The sequence below is a fragment of the Mucilaginibacter sabulilitoris genome, from assembly GCF_034262375.1.
GTDB classification, from domain to species: Bacteria; Bacteroidota; Bacteroidia; order Sphingobacteriales; family Sphingobacteriaceae; genus Mucilaginibacter; species Mucilaginibacter sabulilitoris.
The window spans coordinates 1,491,352-1,514,898 of the sequence record NZ_CP139558.1; the positions used below are offsets into that span (position 1 = coordinate 1,491,352).

A 23,547-nucleotide genomic window follows, 5' to 3' on the forward strand; every position below is an offset into this window, starting at 1 on the left:
GAAATATATTATGAAATTTATTGGTAAGAACTCTGAAGTAATAAGTTACCTAAGTGGCAATTTAAGTTTACTTGATGCATCAATAAGTAAGTTTGAGATACATATAGTAGAGTATCTATTGGAAATTGATATTTATTTCGAGTTGAGCCTCAGGACTAATGTTAATGCTAAAATGCTACTTACATTTAAAGATGTTATCGAATATGGGTTTTATCATAACTCAAATTATGCATTTTACGATATTGAAGATCTTAAATTTTTTGAAACAGAAGGAAAATTCTATTTTTCAGCTGATCCTTATCATACAGAGGGGGTTTCAGAAAATGACAACGATTTTGTGATGAGTAAAGGACTTGAAGCATTTTTGCTTGAATAGAAACAGTACCACAGCCCATCTCCCAAAAAACCTCGCATGTCATTGCGAGCGATAGCGTGGCAATCGGAGAATATGCACAGTTCGCGATTGCTTCGTCATACCTCCTCGCAATGACATGAAGTTTTTGCAATCACATGAAGAACATGGCTCTTTGTACTATATAAATAATTCTTACTACCTTAAGCCATTATTTAACCTATCATGAATACAAACCGACGCAAATTTATAACCACAACCGCCGCTCTTGCAGCCGGCACTATAGCAGCATCCGCCATGTCATCATCAGATCATCAAAAAGAAGAATTTCCGATAGTACATCACGTGTTTTTCTGGCTTAAAAACCCAGGGTCGACCGAAGACCGCGATAAACTGGTAGCCGGTGTGAAAACGTTATCAAAAATTGAAACCATAAAAAAACTGCGTGTAGGTGTTGTAGCCAGTACCGAAAAACGCGATGTGGTTGACAACAGTTGGGCCGTATCTGAACTCATGTTCTTTAGCGACCTTGCCGGACAAGCCACCTATCAAACCCACCCTATACACCTGGAGTTTATAAAAAACTGCAGTCACCTGTGGGAAAAGGTTATTGTGTACGATGCCATTGATGTGTAAGGGTATGGTATCCTGAATAAAAAAATACGTCATTGCGAGGTACGAAGCAATCTCTATGCAGTACAGAGTCAATAGAAAGCATTTATTGACCTGCTTATGTAGAGATTGCTTCGTACCTCGCAATGACGCTTACGTGTGAATTTACCGCCAAACAGAATTAACAATCAATTAACGCCGGATAAAAAACCGGGCGCCTGTCTTTCGTGTTGATAGCTGTGTTAACCTTAAGATAGATTGTTATGAAAACTAAGCACCTGATTTTATGCCTTATACTTTTAGGGATCACACTGAACGCCGGTTTTGCATCGGCGAAAACATTAGCACCTGCACCGGCCGTTGATGGCTGGTTTTTCAGGGCCGTTAGCGGTTACCCTGCCGCAATAGCCTTCGAGCCGGTAGTATTATTTAAAAATGGCGAATACTTTGACGTAGGCGAAGAACCCATCGAGTCGTTGGATGTTGAGGCCTCCAAAAGCAAACGACCAAAGGCATGGGGCACCTGGAAAAAAACAGGAGCTACTTTTTACCTTACCAATAATGAGGGTAAAACGCACGATTATAAGTTAGGTGCAGGTAGCTGGTTTCCGGCTTATTCTTATACCGGCTCCATCAAACTAAAAAAGGCCTACGAAAAAGTTAGCGGCGGCGACTATGGTAACGGAACCAATGCCCTTATCATCAATAAAATAACTTTTGTTGATGATACCCATTTTGTACAGGGTGCAAATGGCGGTATCTCAACCCCTGGCGCTTCGGCTTGGAAAAAGAGCGCATCGGGCGGTACCTATAAAATCAGCGGTAATACTATCGAGTTTAACATTGGTGGTAAGGTGACCAAAAAATCATTCGCGCTGGGCGCTACAGGTTCTCCGGCACATGCAACCAATACCATGATCTTTATAGGGGGCGATGCTTATACTGATACGGAATAGCTAAGCAAAAATATGATCAATAAAAAAAAGCCGAATTATTCGGCTTTTTTTGTGGCTTTTTTCGCCTTAGGTTTTGGAGCAGCGGCTGGTGCCGGCTCGGCAACTTCTTCAACGGCAACAGGCTCTTCCTGGGCTGGTGTAGCTTCGGCAGGAGCAACTGTTGGATCTGGCTCGTTAAACAACGGCAAATCTTTCAGTATCTGGTACCATGATATTACCTTTTTCATGTCAGAAGCATAAACTTTTTCCTCATCATGATCGGGAGCTACCTCAAAAAAGAATGCTCTTAATTTTTTACCATCAGCCTTAGCATCAGGGATGTTACCGGCGCTTTTCATTTGCTCAAATACATCGGTAAGCTTAATGTCATCGTCAACACCAAAAATGGTGATCTCGCTCAGCGCGGCTAATTTGGCGGTTGAAAGGTTGGCAACCAGCTTGGTTTTTTGAGCATCAAGGCTCTCCAATACGTAACCGTTTTTATTTTGCGCCAAAGCTTTCCATAGTCCCGGTTTGCCCGATACCGCTACAATTCCTTGTAAATTCATTCTTTATGAGTTACGAGTTTTGAGTTGTAAGTTTTGAGTAATGTGTTCAATGGTTTAAACTCATCACTCAAAACTCATTACTCATCACTAAATTTATTCTTCTATTACTTCGATGCTTAAAATTTTATCGCCCTGGCGTATAGCGTCAACCACGTCAACGTTTTCAACAACTTTACCAAAAACAGTGTGGTTGCGGTCTAAGTGAGCGGTATTGTCGCGGCTGTGGCAAATGAAAAACTGCGATCCGCCGGTGTTACGGCCTGCATGTGCCATTGAAAGCACACCACGGTCATGGTATTGGTTATCGCCGGTTAATTCGCAATCAATTTTGTAACCAGGGCCGCCTGCGCCGGTACCGGTTGGATCGCCGCCCTGTATCACAAAGTTTGGTATAACGCGGTGAAAAGTCACGTTGTCATAAAAATTTGATTTAGCTAATTTTTTAAAGTTAGCAACAGTATTAGGGGCATCTTTGTCGAAAAACTCAACAGTCATGTCGCCTTTTTCGGTTTTAATAATTGCTTTGCTCATTTTGATTTTTAAATAGTTGGCAAAGGTAATGATTTGAGGTGAAAGGAGAAAAAGCTGAAAGCGAAAAGCATAAGACTAAAAGCTTTTTGAAATTACAGTGGTATCATTGCCGTTGCATCGTAATACGTTAAGCGTTTATTCGTTACATTTGAATATATCTACAATATATAAATACAGATTAGTGGCCAGTAAAATTCATCAGTATCAACCCGCTTTTTCATGGATACGGCTTTTAGCTTTTAGCCTTTTGCTTTTAGCCTTAACGCCTGTTATATCCCGTGCCGCCTCCATTTTAATACCTATGGACGAAGAGCAGAAGGATCACCTGAAATCGTACGGTATCGCATTCTGGACGTTGAAGAACGGGCAGGAGGTTGACTGGCTGCTCAACTACCGTGGTGGCAGTTTTATGATGAAGTACGACCCTAAACTGGAAGAGGAGTGTAAAATTCGCGGGGTAAGCTACCAGGTGCTGGCCGATGCCAAGGTAAACGAAATTGTTACCGAGGTAAGTGACCCATCGGTAAATATGGATATCGTAAAGCTGGAGAAAGCACCCAAAATGGCAGTGTATTCTCCTAAAAATAAGCTGCCCTGGGACGATGCCGTAACGCTGGTTTTAAAATACGCAGAAATACCATATGATGTGGTATACGATGAAGAGGTAATACGCGGTGACCTGCCCAAATACGATTGGCTGCACCTGCACCACGAAGACTTTACCGGCCAATACAGCAAATTTTATGGCGCTTTCAGATTTGCACAATGGTACAATGACGACGTAAAGGGGCAGGAAGATATGGCCCGCAAACTTGGATTTAAAAAGGTATCGCAAATGAAGCTGGCCGTGGCCAAAAACATACGTGATTTTTGCGCCGGTGGCGGGTTCCTGTTTGCCATGTGCTCGGGTACCGATACCTTTGATATAGCCCTGGCTGCAGCCAATACCGATATTTGCGAACGCATGTTTGACGGCGACGCTGCAGATGCCGACGCGCAATCAAAACTCGATTTTACCCAAACCTTCGCGTTTCAGAACTTTACGCTGGATATGAATCCCATATCGCACCAGTTTAGCAATATTGATGTTACCAGTACGCGGCAGGTGGAGCGCACCAAAGATTTTTTTACGCTGTTTGATTTTTCGGCCAAGTGGGATGTGGTACCCAGCATGCTTACCCAGGATCATGATAAAGTGATCAAGGGGTTTATGGGTTTAACTACCGCTTTTAATAAAACTATGCTTAAACCCGGCGTAACCATTATGGGCGAAATGAAAACCGCCAACGAGGCCCGCTACATTCATGGTGAATACGGTAAAGGGCAATGGACTTTTTATGGTGGCCATGACCCTGAGGATTATCAGCATGCCGTAGGCGATCCGCCAACTGACCTTAAACTGCACCCCAATTCGCCCGGATACCGGCTGATATTAAATAATGTACTATTCCCGGCAGCGAAAAAGAAAAAGCAGAAAACGTAATTTGCCTTACTGGTTCCCGTTTCGGGGTTCGTGGAGCGAGGTCCCGGTCTTACACGCAACTGGCAACCCGCTCCCCGAACCTAACTATCCTGAACTTAATTATAAAAAGTCCAGCTTACGCCGAATTTGATCAGCGCATCCTGCTGAGGATAGCGGTTTACGGTATAATATCCTTTGCTTGACAGGCCCTGGTTGGCATAATCATACATCAGGAATAAATTGGTACGCTGGAGTGTAGCTTTGAAATATACCGCGGCCACTGGGTATGATGAAAACGTTACGTTTGGTCCGTTGTAAAACTGCCCGATACCAACCGCGTAAGATGGCGCTACGTATTCGGTATTATAACGCACATTTATCCCGATGCTCGAGTGCAGTACATTGAACAGCGTTTTGCTGATATACAGGTTGCTGTAGGTATACACTTCGGGCGTGCGCAGGGTTGATTGGTAATCTGTTTTCTGGTAAACCACATAGTTATCAAAATGCAGGCTGCGCCAGGTCAGGTTTTTACCAATGCTTATTTTAAGCAAATTAATATCGTTGCCTAACTGTGCCGGATGCGCGTCAATACCGCCGGGCTGTGCTGTAAAATACAGGTAGTTGGCTATTAAATAATACTCGGCCTTTATATCAAGCTGCAACGGGTTATTGATGTAATTGAACGATAAGCTGGTCGTTTTTTGATTGCTGAAATCGTTATGGAAAATGTAGTGGTTTGATACCCAGTCGGTATATATTAGCGGCGGCGAACTGTTTTGTGAATAAGCCTCCAGGATAATTTTACCAACCCTGCTGCCGCCGGCCAGTATCAGTTTAGCATCATAAAAATAGTTACCAAAATCGCGGCCCTGGGCTATCTGTCTGAAATCGCCCTCAAAACCTATGCGGTCGCTAAAGCGGTAGCTCAGCTTTGCTTTAAGGGTAATGTCTTGAAAAGTTTTGCTCCTAACCCTGTCCTGGTGTATAAATTGGGCACCATATTGGTTCAGAGTAGTGTCGCTTACATATTGGGCATAATGCCAAAAATCGTGTACCAGGCCCAGGTCGAGCTTCAGTTCATTTTTTACAAATTTTACCGATTTGCTGCGGAGGTAAAAACTATAGGAGAATTCGTTTTGGATATGCGTGTACACCAGCGAGTCGCGCGATCGTTTGTCGCTGAAGAAATAATCAGGGAATACGTTATAAGTATCGGGATCGCTTTGTATGTAATTATACCGGCCGTTTTTTAGGCTGAAGGTATGGGCAACCCTTTGCGTTGGTAAAACTTTGGAGTCTGCATTGCCCTTATTTAAGCTGTCAATACGGCCTATATAATAAAACTGTTTCAGGTAAAGCCCTTTATCGTTCCAGTTTTCATAACTGTTGGGTAAGCGCACCGGGGCCGAATTTTTAAAAAAAACCGTGCCGGGGGCGCTGGTGAAAACGGTGTCATTTAATATCGCACCGGTTTCGGGTGCTTTTAAATTATTAAACGTGGCATTGGCCAGCAGGTTATAACGTTTGCTTTTCGACTCGTACCAGGTAAATAAAGCCGCGTTAAGGCCGCTCACATTTTGCCCCAGAACGCTGCTGGTACTGTAAAAACCCTTTGATCCGTTAAAATTCAGGTTGAAACCTACATTCCAGTTGGGTTTAACATTTTGCGTGTGGATTACTTTAAACAGCTGCTCAGCCGAACTGCCAAAACCGTTAAAAAGGGAAAGTGTTGTGTACGGAACCCGCGTGTTATAATACTTTATATCCTGCGGATTTATGGTATAAATATCAAGTGCGTGCATGCCCACATCAAAGCCTATGGTTTTGTTGGGCTCGAACAGCAGGCTCCTTTGCGAAACCCCGGTACTGCCCAGGTGTATACGGGGGTTGCGCGGATCAAGCAGCGGGCTATAATTTTCAAAATAGGTTATACCCGTATCAAGCGGGAAGGTTTGGGTACTGTCATTCAAAAACTGTTCGCTGGTTACCCGTAAAAATTTTGAATTGTAAATTACCGAATCGCGCTGGTTATCCTCTTTTTTACGCAAACTGTCCAGCATCTCGTCATCGCTGATCTGTCTTTCGGGCTTAACGGTATCGCGGGTAGAGAGCGGCCTGGGGCGGGTTTGCGGGTTATACTGCGCGAAAACGGTATGTGCCGATATGCACATCAGTAACAATAAAATATATTTTAGCTTTTTGCGCATTAACTACCGGCTATCAGTTCTTTAAGTATTAGTGTTAGTTTTGGTTCAGCTTCTTCTGCAACTCTTATAATTTCTTCGAGCGATACCGGCTCCAGCACTTCTGTAAAGCCCTCGTCTGTTAATACCGATATGGCAAATACGGGAAGGCCCATGTGATTTGCAACAATAACCTCGGGCACGGTGCTCATGCCAACGGCATCGCCGCCAATAATTCTTAAATAATTGTATTCGGCCTTGGTTTCCAGGTTAGGGCCGGTTACAGCTACATAAACTCCTTTATGGCATGTAATATTGTTTGCTTTTGCTATTGTTAATGCTTTATCAATAAGGGGGCGCTGATAGGGTTGGCTCATATCCGGAAAGCGTGGCCCAAGCTGATTGTCATTACGGCCCACCAACGGGTTTTGCGGCTGCAGGTTAATATGATCGGCAATAACCATCAGGTCGCCTTTTTTAAAATCGGGATTGAGCGATCCGCTTGCGTTTGATACAAACAGGGTCTTGATGCCCAGGTATTTAAGTACTCGCACCGGAAAAGTGATCTGCTGCATACTATAGCCTTCGTAATAATGCAAACGACCCTGCATGGCCACAACCTTTACCCCGGCAAGTGTGCCAAAAAGTAATTTTCCGGAATGAAACTCTAAGGTAGAGATCGGGAAATCGGGAATGTTGGAGTACATCAATTGTTTTTCAACCTCTATTTCCTTTACCAAGCCACCCAGACCGGTGCCTAAAATTATACCTACTTCGGGCTCAAAATCGCCTATGCGGTTTTTAATGTACCGGGCGGTGCTTTCTATATTCTCTAACATATTCGGTTACTAAATTATCAAACTGTTGTTGCTGGTTATTTAAAAACTCTATACCAATGGGTAAAACTAAAACCGGGAGTTTGGTTACAACCTGCAGCAGTTCCTGTTCCCCTAAACGCTGCGCATCCTTTTCTGTTGTGATGATCAATTTTTTTTGTGATGTGCAGGCCCGGAAATCATCGGCAAGTTTACTGATATTTTTTAAGGTAAATTGGTGATGATCGGGATATTTGTGATGTACAATGCGCGATGTTTGTTTGTTCAGATACGCCAGTAAAGGTCCCGCGTTGGCTATGCCTGTTAGCAGGAACACAATTGTATCATCGTCAATTACCGTATCTGTAATAGTGCCGTCCATGGCCTGCAAGGGTGAATAACTAATGAAGGTAAAAAACAGGTATTGTTGTGCAAGCGGGTCTATCCGTTGTTTTATAGCATTCTGTTCATGATTGTCTAAACCGGTGGGGCATTTACTTACAACGATCACATTTGCTCTTTTACGCCCGCTATATGGTTCGCGCAGGTTGCCGGCAGGCAATAGCAGGCGGGGTTCGGCAAGGCGGTTATAGTCAAACAATAAAATGCTGAAACCGGGTTTTACTGCCCGGTGCTGGTAGGCATCGTCTAAAATGATAAGATCATGGTTGTCCTGTAGTTGCTCAATACCTTCCACGCGTTTCTCGGCCACAGCCACCGTAATATTCTTGAATTTATTTTTAAACTGGGCTGGTTCGTCGCCAATTTCATTGGCTGTTGGCTTAGCATTTGCCAGTAAAAAACCTTTGGTTTTACGACCATAGCCACGGCTCAGGGTAGCCAGTTTGTAGTTGCCTTTAAGCAGCCGTATCAGGTATTCGGTCATGGGGCTTTTGCCCGCGCCGCCAACATCAAGGTTGCCTACCGCTATCACGGGTAGGTCGAATTCCCGGCTTTGGTATATGCCCGCATTATAAAACCAGTTGCGGATAACCACCGCAAGTCCATACAGTAAGGAAAACGGAAACAGAAGCCAGCGCAGGTAATTCATATATGACCGATGAAAGTTTATTTTATATCGACCAATGTTAAATCATTAATACGATCAAAATGTTTTTTGTTCAAGGTGGCAACAGGTAAGTTGTTACTCACCGCAATAGCCGCGATAAACAGGTCGGGAATAGCAATTTGTTTGTTTTTAAGTTTCAGGCGTTTATTGATATCAATAGCTTTGGTTACAGCGGCACTATCGAAGCTAAGTATCTCAATGCTTTCAAGAAACTTTTTCCAATAAGGCATTTGCGCGTCTGTTGCACCCGTATAAATTTCATACTCGGTAATAGCACAAATACAAAAGCGGTAACCCGCGTCCATTAAAGAAATAAGTTTTGAATTTGATTTGTCAGATTTTCCGAAAAAATCGATAAGCAGGGACGTATCGGCCAATACTATTTTATCTGCCATTTATCAATCTCTTTGCGGGTTTGTTCAATGGTAACAAGCTGCTCATCGGTAAACACAGGAGCTTCTAATAGAAGTGACCTTAAATCTTTTAACTGAGTATCCTCTTCAGATTCTTTTTTCAGTTCCTTTTTAAATCTTAGTAGCTGGTCTTTAGGAAGCTGTTTTACAATCTTAACTAAATTTTCAAAACCTATATCAACCTGAATTTGCATAATCAAATTTACAAAATTTATTTAAATTAGTTTTTATTACACGCACCGCATGAAGCTAAAACTACTTACCCTTTTTATAATTTTTACCACTTCAGCCCTCGCTCAAACCGATAAGAAACTTACCGCTCAGCTGCAAAACGCTATACAGGGTTTTCACGGGCAGGTGGGCATTTACGTGCAAAACCTAAAAACAGGCAAAACCGCGGCTATTAATTCGGATACCTTGTTTCCTACGGCCAGCATGATCAAGGTGAGCATTCAGTGCGGTTTAATGGATAAGATAGAGAAGGACGAAATGCAATACAACCAGAAACTGGTTTACCGCGATTCGTTGCTGTATCCGGGTGAAGATATATTGGGTTCGTTTAAGGATAAAGACACTATACAACTAAGCAAGGTAGCCATGCTCATGATCACCATGAGTGATAATACCGCCAGTACCTGGCTACAGAAGCTGGTCGGTGGCGATTATATAAACAACTGGCTGCAGCAAAACGGCTTTAAGGTAATGCGGGTAAACTCCCGTGTGCCGGGCCGCGAAGCCATTCGTAAAATATATGGTTGGGGGGTAAGCACGCCCTTTGAAATGTGCCGTTTATTCACCATGATCAGGGAGGGTAAGGCGGTAAGCCCTGCTGCCAGTGAGCGCATGTACCGCAATATGATCCGTATTTACTGGGACGATAAAGCGCTGTCGCAAATTCCGCCATACGTGCAGGCCATATCCAAACAGGGTGCCGTTGATGAGTCGAAATCTGAAACTGTGCTGGTAAATGCCCCGCATGGCGATTATGTTTTTTCTATTATGACCAACCATAATACCGACCAGCGCTGGCTACCCGACAATGAAGCGAGTATGTTGATAAAAAAGGTATCGGCCCTGTTATGGCATTATTTTGAGCCCCATAGCAACTGGAAGCCGGCCGACGGAATGGATAAGTATATGAAGAACGAATAGTTTTATTTTAGTAATATTTCTGTTTTGGTTGTTTAATATGTAAGTAGTTTGTTATAATTGGAAATAATATCAGTGTGTTAAGTTGACACCAACCAGTTAAATCCCTTTATATGAAAAAAACGCTTACTTTATTTGTAATGCTTATACTATGCATTTCGGTTAAGGCCCAAATTGCTGCTACTTTATCAGGTACAGTAACTGATGATAAAAATCAGGCTGTTTCCGGCGCTTCCGTTTACCTGTTAAACACCAATTACCATACTATAGCAGATAAAAGCGGAAAGTTTTCATTGAAAAATATTAGCAGCGGCGCTTACACACTGCATATCAGCGCGGTAGGTTATGCGGCCAGAAACCAGCAGGTAACTATAAGCAGTAATATGCAGGACATCAGCATACAGTTAAACGATGCCGGTAACCAGCTTGATGAAGTCACCGTAAGTGCGCAGAAATATGAAGAGGATGCACAGCGTGTCCCTTTCAGTATCTCCACATTATCGGCAAAACAAATACGCGATTACCGCTTATGGGATTTAAAGGACCTTACTGCCATTGCACCGAATTTAAACTCGGCTAATCCCGGAGATGGCCGTACGGTAAGCGGTATAAGGGGTGTGGTAACTACCTCGTATGACCCGGCTGTGGCTACCTATGTTGATGGCGTTAACCAGTACGGACTGGATACCTACATACCGCAATTGTTTGATGTGGAACGTGTAGAGGTATTGAGAGGTCCGCAGGGAACACTTTACGGTCGTAATGCTACCGGCGGGGTTATCAATGTGATAACTAAACAGCCAACCAATACGGTAAGCGGTTTTGCCGGGCTCGATTTTGGAAACTACGGGCAGCAGCGCTATACCCTGGGTTTGCGTGCCCCTTTAATAAAGGATAGGTTGTTTTTGGGAGTTGCCGGTGTTTATTCGGGTTTTAACGGTTTTTATACCAATACATTTAATAACAGCCACTTTGATAAACAGCACTTCTTTTTAGGCAATTATTACCTTAAGTTTTTGGCTACCTCAAAACTGGCCCTTACGCTAAATGTTAAAAATTACAACAACCGCAATAACGGCGCTTTCGCGCTGGCGGGATCTCCGGACGATGCGTTGGCCCATCCATACGAGGTAAACCAGAACGCTACTACTAAAATGATTGACAATACCTTCCAAACCTCGCTCGCGGTGAATTACAGCGGTAACGATTTTAACTTTACCTCACAGTCGTCATACCAGGTAAATAACCGCTATTATGATACACCTATAGATGGCGATTTTTCACCTATAGATGGCGCATCGATCATTAACAACTATGGCGGCAAATGGAACAAGGTAAAAACGGTAATACAGGAATTTAGGTTTTCTTCGCCGGCCGCGTCAACTTCGGCTTTAAAATGGACAGCAGGCGCTTATGGTTTTTACCACTACGCCCCCAATAAACAAGGTACTTATTATGGTAATGACGGAGCCATGTTAGACGCGCCAAACAACCTGACTACTATTACTGTCAATACCGACAAAAATTCGGGTGAAGCTGCTTACGGGCAAGTTACTTATACAGTTAACCCGCAACTGGATATCACCGCCGGTGTGCGTTATGACCACGAGCATAAAAAAGAAAGTGTATTTGGTACCGCTCAGCCCGACGGGCAGGATGTTATGGTAACACAAGCTGATACGTCGTCGTCGGCCAATTTCAATGCCTTTACACCAAAATTGAGTGTTGCTTATCATTTATCGGCCAATAACAATTTATATGCTACCTACAGCCGCGGTTTCCGCGCGGGCGGTATCACTGAACTGGGTCCCGACCCGGTAAATGCCCCGCCGCTGTATTCTTTTAAACCGGAATATAGCAATAACTACGAGGTTGGTTCAAAAAATGAATTTTTCGATAATAAACTGCGTGTAAACATAACCGCGTTCTATACACTGATTACCAATGCGCAGGTACCTACGCTGATACTGCCGCAGGCCATTACCGTTACCAAAAACGCTGGCCGGCTAAATAGTAAAGGTGCAGAGCTTGAACTGAATGCAACGCCGGTTAAAGGTTTGTATATTGATTATAACTTTGGTTATACCCATGCCCGCTATACCGATTTGAACGTGCCCAACAATGGCGAGGTACTTAATTTAAAGGGTAACAAGCAAATTTATACGCCAAACATAACCAGCATGCTGGCCGCGCAATATGCATATGACCTTGGCGGACCACAAAAAATAAAACTGGTAGCCCGCGGCGAATGGCGCTACCTTGGCGATCAGTATTATGACCTTGCCAACCAGATTGAGCAAAAAGCCTACAGCAAGTTTAACGCGAGGATAGGGGTTGATACCAAGAACTTCAGCCTGTTTTTATGGGAGAGCAATATAGCCAACAAAAAGTACATTGATTATGCCTATGATTTTGGCGCGTCGCACTTAGGTAACCCGCGTACTTACGGCGTATCGGTAACTACTAATTTTTAGGTACTGGTAACAGGTAAAACAGAGAAAATAATCTACTTTTTGATTATATTTGTATACAAAACAGCCCGGTTTCCGCTATCAGGAAAGCCGGGCTGTTTTTGTAATAAGCCGGTAACCATAAAGACAGGTATGATATTTCCTTAATGAATTGTAGTTAAGCTTATTAAAGTTTCTGAAATTTGCCAAAAGTGTGCTAAAAAGCGTTAAAATTTGCGGGTAACACGCGGTTTTAAACACATTTGCACCGAATACTAAGCGTTTTGAACGCGAATTATGTTAAAATAACGATTTAAAAAGTATTGCAAAAGAAGATATGTAAAATCAGCGTTTAGCTCTTCATTTTCTTGAGCAAGGCTTCAACAACTTTCGGAAAATGATGGTGCTCCAGTTGCTGGCCTTTAAATTTGATCATCTCCAGGTTGTCGCCGGGTTCAATCTTAAACTTTGACTGATGGATGATTTCCCCCTCGTCAAACTGCTCGTTTACAAAATGGATGGTGATACCGCTTTCTTCTTCTTTAGCATCAAGAACGGCCTTGTGCACAAAATCGCCATACATGCCTTTACCGCCGTATTTTGGCAGTAATGCAGGATGCAGGTTAATGATCTTGTTAGGGAAAGCCCTTAAAAGCGACGCGGGCACTAACCATAAAAAGCCGGCCAGTACAATGAGGTCAACCTGCAGGTTTTTGAGCAGTCTGATCACATCGTCGGTTTCAAAAAATTCGTGGCGGGTAAAAATGTGCGATGGTACCTCAAAGTTGTCGGCTCTTTGTAAAACATAGGCCTGCGGGTTGTTGGTCAATATCAGCACTACTTCGGCATCAGCATTGCGTTTAAAATGCTCCATTAATTTTTGGGCGTTTGACCCCGAACCTGAAGCAAAAATGGCAATTCGTTTCTTCATTAAAATCAGTGGCTTTTCAAAGGTGATGATGTTATCGGGAACTGTTTATATATATTGGTTTGAAGTAAACTCCCTTTAATATTTATATAACAAACCATTTTTTACAATATATCAAATATAAAATTTTACTTATTTTAATTATTAACTATTACTGCTTTTTGCTTTATAAATCCATACCTGACCACTCTCCGTCTTTTGGTAGGCGAATAATTGGGCTGTACATCACCGGTCTGCAACACCAGTGAATAAACGCCCAGGGTATATATTTGTGTATTTTCAAAAGGTTTAATCGTCACCGTTTCACCATTTACCGTATCCTTACAAACCATGTCTGACGCGAAGTAAAGTCTGTTGGGGGTAAGCGTGAAGCTTCCGGTTGTTTTTTGAGCCAGACATGAATAATTAGTATAAGTGCAGGTGTTGTTGGTGCTAAAAGTCATTAGCTCTGTTGAGTCACAATTTACATTCAGCGTGTCCGCGACACCTAATTGCGTGTCGCCCATATAATTGGTGGCCTGTATAGAAGCCAATTGCCAGGTGCCGCTCGTAAGTAAATGTGCAATATTGCTGTTAGCATCCTTTTTACATGAATTGCATAACACATTAATGATAACTAAACTTAAAACAAACAGGAGTGGGATTTTATTTTTCATTTACAATACCTGGGCAAAAATAAAAATTCCGGGTTATTAGTTGGCAACCAGGATGTAATAATAACTCTTTTAAAATAAAATTATTTTAATTATGCATAAGCTTCATGATAAGTTTAAAAATCTGAAATATTGGTAAGAGCCGGATATTTAAATTTTTACTTTTGATTTTTAACATTTACATATCTCCTTATGCGTATCCCATTTGAAAAACTACAGGCCGAATTTAAACGGATATTACTTGAGCTTGATTTTGATGATGAGAAGGCCGAAAAATGCGCCACCATTTTTGCCCAAAACAGCAGAGATGGTGTGTACACCCACGGGCTTAACCGTTTCCCTGTTTTTGTACGGCATGTGAAAGATGGATTGGTACAACCTACAGCTGTGCCTGTAAAAGAGAACAGTTTCGGAGCCATTGAACAATGGAACGGCAATTTTGGTCCGGGAATGTTGAATGCCGGTTTTTGCATGGGCCGTGCTATTGAATTGGCCCGCGATAATGGTATAGGCTGTGTAGCCATTAAAAATACCAATCATTGGATGCGTGGAGGCACCTACGGCTGGCAGGCTGCCGAAGCAGGTTATATAGGCATTTGTTTTACCAACACCATTGCCAATCTGCCACCCTGGGGCGGCCTCGACCCGCGTTTAGGAAATAACCCCTTGATAATAGCAGTGCCCTGCAGAAACGGCCATGTGGTACTGGATATGGCCATATCGCAATATTCGGTAGGTAAGCTAAAGCAATACGAATCAAAAGGCGAGGAGCTACCATTGCCCGGCGGATATGATAAGGCCGGTAATTTAAGTACCGATGCCACTGCCATATTGCAGTCGGAACGTTTATTGCCTGTTGGTTTCTGGAAAGGCTCGGGGCTTTCCTTAGTGCTTGATTTGCTGGCCACGGTATTAAGCGGTGGGAAATCAACGGCTGAGATCACTAAAAGCGGGCATGAAGCGGGTATATCACAGGTATTTATCTGCATAAGGCCTAATAACAGCGAGCAAACTGCATCGTTAACTGAAGAAATCATCGCCTACACCAAAACAAGCACACCAGAGCACGAAGGAGGGCTAATAGCATATCCCGGCGAAAATACTTTATTGACACGTGAAAACAACCTCAAAGAGGGCGTGCTGGTGGATGAAAAAATATGGAATACGGTGCTTGGGCTATAATAAGTAAGAGCAGCATGTACATGTTGCCCTTACTTATCCTGAATACATTGATATTAATTCATGATCATCCCGTTAGGGTCGATAACAAATTTCTTGGCGGCGCCTTTATCAAAATCTTTGTAGCCGTTTGGTGCATCCTGTAATTTGATCACCTGTACGTTAACCGCTTTGGCAATCTGTACTTTATCGTACAAAATGGCATTCATCAACTGACGGTGATATTTCATAACCGGGCACTGGCCGGTATAAAACGAATGAGATTTTGCCCAGCCCAAACCAATACGGATAGAAAGATTTCCTTGCTGAGCGGCCTTGTCTGAGGCTCCCGGATCACCGGTTACATAAAGTCCCGGGATACCGATGGCCCCACCTGCACGCGTAACTTCCATGGCAGAGTTAAGTACTGTAGCGGCCTGTTCCTTATCAGAATCTGCACCATGGCCTTTGGCTTCAAAGCCTACACAATCAACAAAGCTATCTACCTCAGGTACGCCAACTATAGCAGCTATCTGATCGGGTAATGGTGTTTCCTGCGACAGGTCTACAGTTTCGCAGCCAAAACTGCGGGCTTGCTCCAGGCGTTCTTTATTCATATCGCCCACAATAACAACGGCTGCGCCCAATAGCTGGCACGATGCCGCACAAGCCAATCCCACCGGTCCTGCCCCTGCCACGTAAACAATAGAACCCGGGCCAACACCTGCTGTAACCGCACCATGAAAACCGGTAGGGAATATATCCGATAGTAAGGTCAAATCTTTGATCTTTTCCATCGCCCTGTCTTTATCGGGGAATTTGAGCAGGTTAAAATCGGCGTAGGGCACCATTACATATTCGGCCTGGCCGCCTACCCATCCGCCCATATCTACGTAGCCGTAGGCGGCTCCGGGGCGGGCAGGGTTTACATTCAAACAAATGCCTGTTTGCCCTGCTTTACAGTTGCGGCACCTGCCGCAGGCTATGTTAAAAGGCACCGAAACCAGGTCGCCTTCATGTATAAACTCCACATCGCGGCCTGCTTCAATAACAATGCCGGTAATCTCGTGCCCAAGCACCAGACCTGCGGGGGCGGTTGTGCGCCCGCGTACCATGTGCTGATCGCTGCCGCAAATATTGGTAGCCACTATTTTAAGTATAACGCCATGATGGCACTGCCTGTTGCCAATGGCCAGTTTTGGATAATCTATTTCGCGCACTTCAACCTCGCCGGGCTTGATATACGCAACACCGTGATTTTGACACATAATGTTTTCGATTTAATGGATTAAAAATTAGGAAACTGAAACTACAACGCCGCCACGCCGGCCGAGGCCACATCATGATCCTGCTCAACCGAGCCGCCTGATACACCGATGGCGCCAATAATTTTTCCGCTGCCATCTTTCAGCAATACGCCGCCCGGGAATGATATTAAGCCACCGTTTGAATGTTCGATGTTGTAAAGTGGCCCGCCGGGCTGGGATAGTTTACCTATTTCGCCAGAGTTCATATCAAAATAGCGTGCTGTTTTGGCTTTTCTGATAGATATATCTACTGAACCTAACCAGGCATTATCCATCCGGTGAAATGATACCAGGTTGGCACCTTCATCAACAATAGCTATATTCATGGGGACGCCGATTTGTTTTGCTTTTGATTTTGCAGCTTCAGACAGTTTTTCGGCCTGATCTAATGTAATGCTCATAAAATTTTTCTTTAGGTGAATTAGTTAAATAAAGGTACTGTGCAACACTAAAGCCTAATTGAACGATAATGCCATAAAACAACACAATAGTGCTTTATTGTTGTTGCTATTGAACCAATTGTAAAATTTTATGAACCAACGGCATATTTTAGTTCCATTTGGCTCAGGTGAAAATGATTATGCCACCGAAGCCCTTGTTGAACACCGTAAGCTGTATAACCTGGCACATTGTGAGGTTAATATTTTTGAAACTAACGAGCAATGCGGTAATCTCGACCTGCGGTATAATGGGCTGGTGATATCGAGCATGCTGCGGGGGAAAAAGACGGTGGGGATGCTCAATCAATCAAGGTTTGATTTTTTACCCGGCGAAACACTGATACTGCCCGAGGGTATGCCTATTAATGTTGATTTTCCGGATGTGGATAAGAAACACCCGGTGCAATGTGCCACGCTGGTTATCGACTGGAATAAAGTGACCAAAACATTGGAGTATTTAAATAACACCTACCCCGGCGAAGGTGGAGAGGAACGCTGGAACCTCAACTTTACCCAATATCATTTTCATAACAACAGGGAGCTTACCGGGCTTATCCATAAGCTTATTGCTATCAGCATGGAGGATAATGTGAATAAGGATGTACTTGCCGATATTACTTTAACGGAGCTCTTGATACGTACTATACAGGCACAAAAATTTCAACTTACCGGTGATGGCAAGTTGGATACAAGCCGCTTTGCAGCGGTTGTGAGATACATCCGCACGCACTTAACGGAGCAAATAAATATCAACACCCTATGTAATGAAGCTTGTATGAGTAAAACAAACTTCTTCCGTACGTTTAAAGAGGCCTTTGGCCTGTCGCCGGTAGAGTTTATTATACGGGAACGGATTGGGCTGGCCAAAATGCTGTTGAAAAATCCGTCTATCAATATATCCGAGGTTTGTTTCAAATCGGGGTTTAATAACCTGAATTATTTTATACGCCTGTTTAAGCGGTCGGAGGGGATAACGCCGGGATTGTATTTAAAACGGCTTAGTTCGGTAATATAAAGAGGTCCCTCCTTTTAAAAAATGTCATTTCCTTTAGAGCACGGGGGGCAGAAGCGTGTGCGCGAAAGAGAAATCTTGTACAACATAAAAGAGGATTTACAAGGAGTATAAGATTTCTCTCGTTCCTCGTCGAAATAACAGTCGTTATGTTTTTCAGAATATAATAGTGATATCTTACCCAATCATCATGCCTTCAAACTTTTCCCAAAAGCCATCGTGTGGTACGGGGGCTATAATTTCAATGGGTTCGTTTTTAACGGGGTGTACAAAGGTTAACCTGCGGGCATGTAAAGAAATACTTTTACGCAGACTGCCGCGCGGATAGCCATATTTATTATCGCCAACAATAGGGGTACCCAGGGTTGACAACTGTACCCTGATCTGGTGTGGGCGACCGGTTATCGGGTCGACTTCAATGAGATAGTAGCCATTAAGCTCACCAATCAATTTGTAATGAAGCTCAGATCGTAAACTGCCCTGTACTTCTTTGTCGTGCGCTTTGGTAACATTCTTTTGCGGGTTTTTAACCAGCCAGTGCACTAAGGTGCCTGCATCGGGATATGGTCGCTTGCGCACAACCGCGTAATAGGTTTTGTGCATGTCGCGGTTTTTAAACATTTTGTTTATCCGGTCTAAAGCCTTACTGGTTTTGGCAAAAAGGATAACGCCGCTCACGGGCCTGTCCAGCCGATGCACTACGCCTAAAAAGGCACCATTGGGTTTGTTGTATTTTTTGGCAATGTATTTTTTTACCTTTTCATCCAATGATTCATCGCCGGTATCATCAACCTGTACAATATCGCCGGCACGCTTGTTTACGGCAATAAGATGGTTGTCCTCATAAAGGATATCACTATCGGTAACGTCGTAACTGGTGTAATTAAATTCAGGCCGCATTTTTTATTTCGGAATTGGGATGTTCGATTTCGGATTTATTTTTATTTCGGAATTGGGATGTTCAATTTGGGATTTATTTTATTTGTTATCTATTTAAAAAGGGCCAAAATCCGAAATCCCACATCCGAAATTCAAAATAATTTAATATTGTTCCTGCTCGTTAGGGAAACTTTTTGATTTAATATCGCCAACATAGTTTTTGATGGCTCCGTTCATTTGTTCATATAAGTTGGCATACTGGCGTAAAAAGCGCGGTTTAAACCCTTTATTAATGCCCAGCATATCATGTATCACTAAAACCTGTCCGTCGCAATGTTGTCCGGCGCCAATGCCTATAATAGGTATCTGTACGCTTTCAGTAACTTCTTTGGCCAGCGTGGCGGGTATTTTTTCAACCACGATGGCAAAACAGCCCAGTTCCTGTAGTTTAACGGCGTCTTCCCGCAGCTTTTGTGCTTCTGCTTCCTGTTTGGCACGTACGGTGTATGTGCCAAATTTATAAATAGACTGAGGGGTTAAGCCCAGATGGCCCATAACCGGTATGCCCGCTGTAAGTATACGGCTAACCGATTCGGCAATTTCAACGCCACCTTCCATTTTAACACCGTGGGCGCCCGATTCCTTCATAATACGGATGGCCGAGTTAAGCGCTTCTTTGGAGTTGCCCTGATACGAACCAAATGGCAGATCGACAATTACCAGTGCGCGTTTTGCCGCGCGTACAACCGACGATGCGTGATAGATCATCTGATCGAGCGTTATGGGCAGGGTAGTTTCGTGCCCGGCCATTACATTGGAGGCCGAATCGCCTACCAGTATGATATCCATTCCTGCATCATCTACAATGGTTGCCATGGAGTAATCATAGGCAGTAAGCATGGCAATTTTTTCGCCACGGTTTTTCATTTCCTGCACAGTATGTGTAGTGATCCGTTTAACTTCTTTATTTACAGACATTTTTGATTTCGGATTTCGGAATTTCGATTTCGAATTTGTTTTAAGTTTGCCTTTAATATTAGTGTTGTTGATTCAAAGCATCTTATGTTAGATAGTGTACTTTATATCTCTACAATCAAAATATAAGGTAAAAGTCAAAAAATAAATCCGAAATACAACACCAGAATTCTTAAAAAAATAAATCCCAAATCCCACATCCGAAATCCGAAATAAAACTGTATTTTTGCGCCGTGAATCAGGAAGTTCCTTACTTCAATATTTTAAATAGTTTTCACGGGGCTTTGAACCAGGCGATCCGATTTAATAATCCATTAAATTTTTTTAATAAATGACCTACTTCACCAAATTACCGGCTGTGCTGCTACTTGACGATGGAACCGTTTTTCATGGTAAAGCAGCAGGAAAAATTGGTACCACTACCGGCGAGATCTGCTTTAATACCGGCATGACCGGTTACCAGGAAGTTTTTACAGATCCATCATACTTTGGCCAAATAATGGTTGCCACCAATGCCCATATAGGCAATTATGGCATTGCCGAAGATGAGGTAGAATCGGGCAATATTCAAATTGCCGGTTTGGTTTGTAAAAATTATAATATTGCTTACAGCCGTAAACAGGCCGATGAGTCGATACAGGACTATTTCCAATCACAAAACCTGGTTGGAATATCTGATGTTGATACGCGCCAGCTTGTACGCCATATCCGCGATAAGGGGGCTATGAACGCCATCATTTCGTCAGAGATACTGGATATAGATACATTAAAAGCTAAACTGGCAGAAGTACCGTCAATGGATGGCCTGGAGCTTTCATCAAAAGTAACCACTTCAGAAACCTACACTTTTGGTGATGAAAAAGCCGCTTATCGTGTAGCTGTGCTTGACCTTGGTGTTAAGAAAAATATCCTGCGCAATTTTGACAACCGCGATGTTTACGCCAAAGTTTTCCCTGCAAAAACCACCTTTGAGGAAATGGAGAAGGATTTTGCACCTACAGGTTATTTCGTATCGAATGGCCCCGGCGATCCTGCGGCTATGCCTTATGCGGTTGAAACAGTAAAATCAATCCTGGCATCTGAAAAACCAATGTTCGGAATTTGTTTAGGCCACCAATTGCTGGCTTTGGCTAACGATATCCCAACCCAAAAAATGTTTAATGGTCATCGTGGCTTAAACCACCCGGTTAAAAATATTATTATTAACCACTGCGAAGTTACCTCACAAAACCACGGTTTTGGTGTAGTACCAGAGGCTGTACGCGCATCTGATAAAGTAGAAATTACCCACGTGAACCTGAACGATCAATCGATAGAAGGTATCCGCGTAAAAGGTAAAAAGGCTTTCTCAGTACAATATCACCCGGAATCATCGCCTGGCCCGCATGATTCAAGATACCTGTTTGATGATTTTATCAAACTGATGTCTTAGATATGCAGATGTGCATATTTCAAATGCGCGGATGATAAAGGCCTTTCAAGTTTTAAACTTGAAAGGCCTTTTTTATTCATCAAAACTTTTATAACTTTCCTTCAACATCTTTAAAAATCCTATGGCTACACAATTTCTACTACAGGGTACAGCTAAATGGAGTTACGACCACGAGATGTCCGAAATATCAACAAGTCAAAAGATACTGGCGGGAATGGTGTCGGGGGCGACCGCTTTGCCTCAGCATTATGGTGATATTGCTTTAAATGATAAAGCGATAATTATTGAAGGTATAGTAGATGATGAAGACCTGACAATACCGCTTAGCAGCATTAAACAGTTGTATTTGGGGTTTGACGATCTTTTCCCGGTTATGGCTGTAAAGAGCATGGGTATACTCTGGCAGCCTTTACGAATAGAATATTTTATTTCCGCGTTTGAAACCAGTTGTATTTACCTTGTTATCGATTTTAACGGCGTTTATACACACGATAAAGAGTGGTTTAATACATTAACAGAGCTGTTACAATAATATGCTTTTATAATTCCGTTATCCATTTGGCGCAATCACCTGCATCAATAATATTCCAGCTGTGAAAACCTTTTCCTTTAGTTGTTATATATTCAGAGCGCTCATTACCTATGCTTTTAAGGAAAACGATCATTTTATCCAGATCAAAGGCATTGAGGTTTGAATACTGTAATTCCGGGCAATAAGTTTTCCGTACATATTCCAGATCAGGCTCGCTATATAACCTTACAGGTACATATTTTAAGAATTGAGCATTGCCTCCATCCGGCGCTTTCGCAAAATAAGCTGAACGCTGAATATAAGCCCTGGGGTTTGTAGCAGGCGATCCGCCCATAATATTATCCAAATATGCCTTAGTTGATTTCCCTTCGCGAGCAATTAAAGGGCACCTGTAGCTGATTTCTTTTTCTGCAGATGCGTATATCCGGGTGAGGTCGGCAGGTGGATCTATCGCAAAAACGGCCTTTAGCTTTACTGGTTGTTCTTTACTGTTTAAGAATTCAGCAAAGCAAAGTGCAATAGCTCCACCGTCAGATAATCCACCAATTGCAATATCTTTATAGGTGAGTTTATATTGATCTCTTTTTATTTTAATCAGTTCGTTAAGTTCCTTTACACAATCCTCATCAGCAAACATCTGCGGAGCAATTTCCAAGGCAATTGTTATATATCCGTTGGCGGTTATGAGTTTAGGCAATGTCGTTTTTTTAAAAATACTTTTAGGTTTTTCGCCCAGGGCGGGCAGCAAAATAACCAAACCTTTTGCAGGAGTGGTAGGCTGTGTTTCATAGTATTCATATTCCCTACCAACTACATTCAACTTAAATTTATTAATATCTTGTGCCTGCGAGCAGTTAAAATAAAAGAAAGGCGACAGGCAAAAAAGTATGTATCGGTGTTTCATTAATTGTCGCTAATGTTGCCGTTTTAAATGTACTTAAATCTATTATGATAAAAAGGCGATTAACTGTCTATAAATAAGCTTTTTTTATTTTTATTTGGATTTATTCTAAATAAGCAATTACTTTGCTCTTGTTCAACCCGGGACAATGGTTTGTGCAAAAATATTTTAATGCTTATGAAAAAAGTCTTCCGTAATATGATCCTGCTCCTTGTTTGTAAGGTATCTGCAATAGGATGCTTAAACGAAACCGGAGCAGGACAGGAAGGCTGAATTAATGATGAACTATCTGTAAAAAACAGTTTAAAAATATAAAGTCCTGCTCTTGAGTAAATGCTGCGGTGCGATGGCTTTGCAGACCGGGCAGGCACCAATTAAATTACATTACCATGTGCGATTCAAAAGTCATAAGCCAGGTTGGAGCATCGGTTATTAGCCGGTGCTCAGAGTGCCGCTGTATCTTCATCTGGAATAATAACCTGATCCTGAGTTTTTCGCCCGAACAATTTGTACAGTTCAGGGATTTTACACTCGATCTTGATTTTGCGGAGCATTCGCACCCTTTCCCCGACGGACAGGATCGGCTGGTAATGCGAACGCCTGTTAATGATGTGCAGTTAACTTTCACTACAGAGCAATGGGAAGATTTTCATGCCGCCATGGAAGAAGCTATCTATATGCAGGAGATATATTCGATGATGTATGATGGATAAGGATTTGTATCAAGTATTTAGTATAAGGTAGCAAGATCTTGTACAATACATTTGTAGGGTATAATCAGGAGTAA

25 protein-coding genes are annotated in these 23,547 nt (G+C 42.7%); 11 read left to right on the forward strand and 14 right to left on the reverse strand.

Annotated features, from left to right (window positions below; translation table 11 throughout):
- Positions 1–10 precede the first annotated feature (10 nt).
- The 3 genes from SNE25_RS06540 to SNE25_RS06550 all read left to right on the forward strand — a co-directional run bounded on the left by SNE25_RS06540 (position 11) and on the right by SNE25_RS06550 (position 1,920).
- A complete protein-coding gene (locus SNE25_RS06540) occupies positions 11–376 on the forward strand; it encodes a hypothetical protein (protein WP_321564294.1) in 366 nt (121 codons plus the stop codon).
- Between the two features lie 201 nt (positions 377–577).
- A complete protein-coding gene (locus SNE25_RS06545) occupies positions 578–988 on the forward strand; it encodes a Dabb family protein (protein ID WP_321564295.1) in 411 nt (136 codons plus the stop codon).
- Between the two features lie 239 nt (positions 989–1,227).
- Entirely contained in the window at positions 1,228–1,920 is a 693-nt protein-coding gene (locus SNE25_RS06550; RefSeq protein ID WP_321564296.1) for a hypothetical protein, read from the forward strand.
- A gap of 35 nt (positions 1,921–1,955) precedes the next feature.
- On the opposite strand, the gene SNE25_RS06555 is transcribed toward SNE25_RS06550, so the two are convergent.
- Both SNE25_RS06555 and SNE25_RS06560 read right to left on the reverse strand, forming a co-directional pair.
- Positions 1,956–2,468 carry a DUF5606 family protein gene (locus SNE25_RS06555; protein ID WP_321564297.1) on the reverse strand — a complete coding sequence of 171 codons (513 nt, stop codon included), beginning with the start codon at positions 2,466–2,468 and terminating at the stop codon, positions 1,956–1,958.
- 93 nt (positions 2,469–2,561) lie between these two features.
- Complete coding sequence (locus SNE25_RS06560; protein WP_321564298.1) at positions 2,562–2,999, reverse strand: peptidylprolyl isomerase; 438 nt, start codon at positions 2,997–2,999, stop codon at positions 2,562–2,564.
- A gap of 301 nt (positions 3,000–3,300) precedes the next feature.
- Here SNE25_RS06560 and SNE25_RS06565 point away from each other — a divergent pair, with 301 nt between their 5' ends.
- Complete coding sequence (locus SNE25_RS06565) at positions 3,301–4,482, forward strand: asparagine synthetase B (RefSeq protein WP_407667036.1); 1,182 nt, start codon at positions 3,301–3,303, stop codon at positions 4,480–4,482.
- A gap of 95 nt (positions 4,483–4,577) precedes the next feature.
- Here SNE25_RS06565 and SNE25_RS06570 read toward each other — a convergent pair whose 3' ends face one another.
- From SNE25_RS06570 to SNE25_RS06590, 5 genes are read right to left on the reverse strand one after another with little or no spacing between them, the layout of a single operon-like run.
- Positions 4,578–6,671: a putative porin gene (locus tag SNE25_RS06570; protein ID WP_321564300.1), complete on the reverse strand. Its 2,094-nt coding sequence runs from the start codon at positions 6,669–6,671 to the stop codon at positions 4,578–4,580.
- Positions 6,671–7,486, reverse strand: coding sequence for a purine-nucleoside phosphorylase (locus tag SNE25_RS06575; protein ID WP_321564301.1), 816 nt, complete (start codon positions 7,484–7,486; stop codon positions 6,671–6,673). The genes SNE25_RS06570 and SNE25_RS06575 overlap by 1 nt, the downstream gene beginning before the upstream one ends.
- Positions 7,449–8,513, reverse strand: coding sequence for a tetraacyldisaccharide 4'-kinase (lpxK, locus tag SNE25_RS06580; RefSeq protein WP_321564302.1), 1,065 nt, complete (start codon positions 8,511–8,513; stop codon positions 7,449–7,451). The genes SNE25_RS06575 and lpxK overlap by 38 nt, the downstream gene beginning before the upstream one ends.
- A gap of 17 nt (positions 8,514–8,530) precedes the next feature.
- On the reverse strand, positions 8,531–8,926 hold the full coding sequence (locus SNE25_RS06585; RefSeq protein WP_321564303.1) for a type II toxin-antitoxin system VapC family toxin: 396 nt from the start codon (positions 8,924–8,926) through the stop codon (positions 8,531–8,533).
- On the reverse strand, positions 8,911–9,138 hold the full coding sequence (locus SNE25_RS06590; protein ID WP_321564304.1) for a hypothetical protein: 228 nt from the start codon (positions 9,136–9,138) through the stop codon (positions 8,911–8,913). Before SNE25_RS06590 ends, SNE25_RS06585 begins: the two co-directional genes overlap by 16 nt.
- 49 nt (positions 9,139–9,187) lie before the next feature.
- Here SNE25_RS06590 and SNE25_RS06595 point away from each other — a divergent pair, with 49 nt between their 5' ends.
- Positions 9,188–10,096, forward strand: a complete 909-nt coding sequence (locus SNE25_RS06595) for a serine hydrolase (protein ID WP_321564305.1) — start codon at positions 9,188–9,190, stop codon at positions 10,094–10,096.
- 110 nt (positions 10,097–10,206) lie between these two features.
- Positions 10,207–12,567, forward strand: coding sequence for a TonB-dependent receptor (locus SNE25_RS06600; RefSeq protein ID WP_321564306.1), 2,361 nt, complete (start codon positions 10,207–10,209; stop codon positions 12,565–12,567).
- Between the two features lie 328 nt (positions 12,568–12,895).
- Here SNE25_RS06600 and purN read toward each other — a convergent pair whose 3' ends face one another.
- The gene (gene purN / locus SNE25_RS06605; RefSeq protein WP_321564307.1) at positions 12,896–13,474 is read right to left on the reverse strand and encodes a phosphoribosylglycinamide formyltransferase; all 579 of its coding nucleotides are present in this window, start codon (positions 13,472–13,474) and stop codon (positions 12,896–12,898) included.
- 134 nt (positions 13,475–13,608) lie between these two features.
- A complete protein-coding gene (locus tag SNE25_RS06610) occupies positions 13,609–14,127 on the reverse strand; it encodes a hypothetical protein (RefSeq protein ID WP_321564308.1) in 519 nt (172 codons plus the stop codon).
- A gap of 189 nt (positions 14,128–14,316) precedes the next feature.
- Here SNE25_RS06610 and yiaK point away from each other — a divergent pair, with 189 nt between their 5' ends.
- On the forward strand, positions 14,317–15,306 hold the full coding sequence (yiaK, locus tag SNE25_RS06615) for a 3-dehydro-L-gulonate 2-dehydrogenase (RefSeq protein WP_321564309.1): 990 nt from the start codon (positions 14,317–14,319) through the stop codon (positions 15,304–15,306).
- A 53-nt stretch (positions 15,307–15,359) separates the two neighbouring features.
- Here yiaK and fdhA read toward each other — a convergent pair whose 3' ends face one another.
- Entirely contained in the window at positions 15,360–16,550 is a 1,191-nt protein-coding gene (gene fdhA / locus SNE25_RS06620; RefSeq protein WP_321564310.1) for a formaldehyde dehydrogenase, glutathione-independent, read from the reverse strand.
- A 41-nt stretch (positions 16,551–16,591) separates the two neighbouring features.
- Complete coding sequence (locus tag SNE25_RS06625; RefSeq protein WP_321564311.1) at positions 16,592–16,990, reverse strand: GlcG/HbpS family heme-binding protein; 399 nt, start codon at positions 16,988–16,990, stop codon at positions 16,592–16,594.
- A 130-nt stretch (positions 16,991–17,120) separates the two neighbouring features.
- Between SNE25_RS06625 and SNE25_RS06630 the strand changes: the two genes are divergently transcribed.
- Entirely contained in the window at positions 17,121–18,044 is a 924-nt protein-coding gene (locus tag SNE25_RS06630) for a helix-turn-helix domain-containing protein (RefSeq protein WP_321564312.1), read from the forward strand.
- 174 nt (positions 18,045–18,218) lie between these two features.
- On the opposite strand, the gene SNE25_RS06635 is transcribed toward SNE25_RS06630, so the two are convergent.
- Together SNE25_RS06635 and panB are read right to left on the reverse strand one after the other, a co-directional pair.
- Entirely contained in the window at positions 18,219–18,941 is a 723-nt protein-coding gene (locus SNE25_RS06635; protein ID WP_321564313.1) for an RluA family pseudouridine synthase, read from the reverse strand.
- A 141-nt stretch (positions 18,942–19,082) separates the two neighbouring features.
- A complete protein-coding gene (gene panB / locus SNE25_RS06640; RefSeq protein WP_321564314.1) occupies positions 19,083–19,898 on the reverse strand; it encodes a 3-methyl-2-oxobutanoate hydroxymethyltransferase in 816 nt (271 codons plus the stop codon).
- 328 nt (positions 19,899–20,226) lie between these two features.
- On the opposite strand from panB, the gene carA reads away from it, so the two are divergent.
- Positions 20,227–21,327, forward strand: a complete 1,101-nt coding sequence (gene carA, locus SNE25_RS06645; RefSeq protein WP_321564315.1) for a glutamine-hydrolyzing carbamoyl-phosphate synthase small subunit — start codon at positions 20,227–20,229, stop codon at positions 21,325–21,327.
- Between the two features lie 121 nt (positions 21,328–21,448).
- A complete protein-coding gene (locus SNE25_RS06650; protein WP_321564316.1) occupies positions 21,449–21,859 on the forward strand; it encodes a hypothetical protein in 411 nt (136 codons plus the stop codon).
- Positions 21,860–21,866: 7 nt separating this feature from the next.
- On the opposite strand, the gene SNE25_RS06655 is transcribed toward SNE25_RS06650, so the two are convergent.
- Complete coding sequence (locus SNE25_RS06655) at positions 21,867–22,763, reverse strand: alpha/beta fold hydrolase (protein WP_321564317.1); 897 nt, start codon at positions 22,761–22,763, stop codon at positions 21,867–21,869.
- Between the two features lie 386 nt (positions 22,764–23,149).
- Here SNE25_RS06655 and SNE25_RS06660 point away from each other — a divergent pair, with 386 nt between their 5' ends.
- Positions 23,150–23,473 (forward strand): DUF6686 family protein, encoded by a 324-nt coding sequence (locus tag SNE25_RS06660; RefSeq protein ID WP_321564318.1) that lies wholly within the window; start codon positions 23,150–23,152, stop codon positions 23,471–23,473.
- Positions 23,474–23,547: the final 74 nt, after the last annotated feature.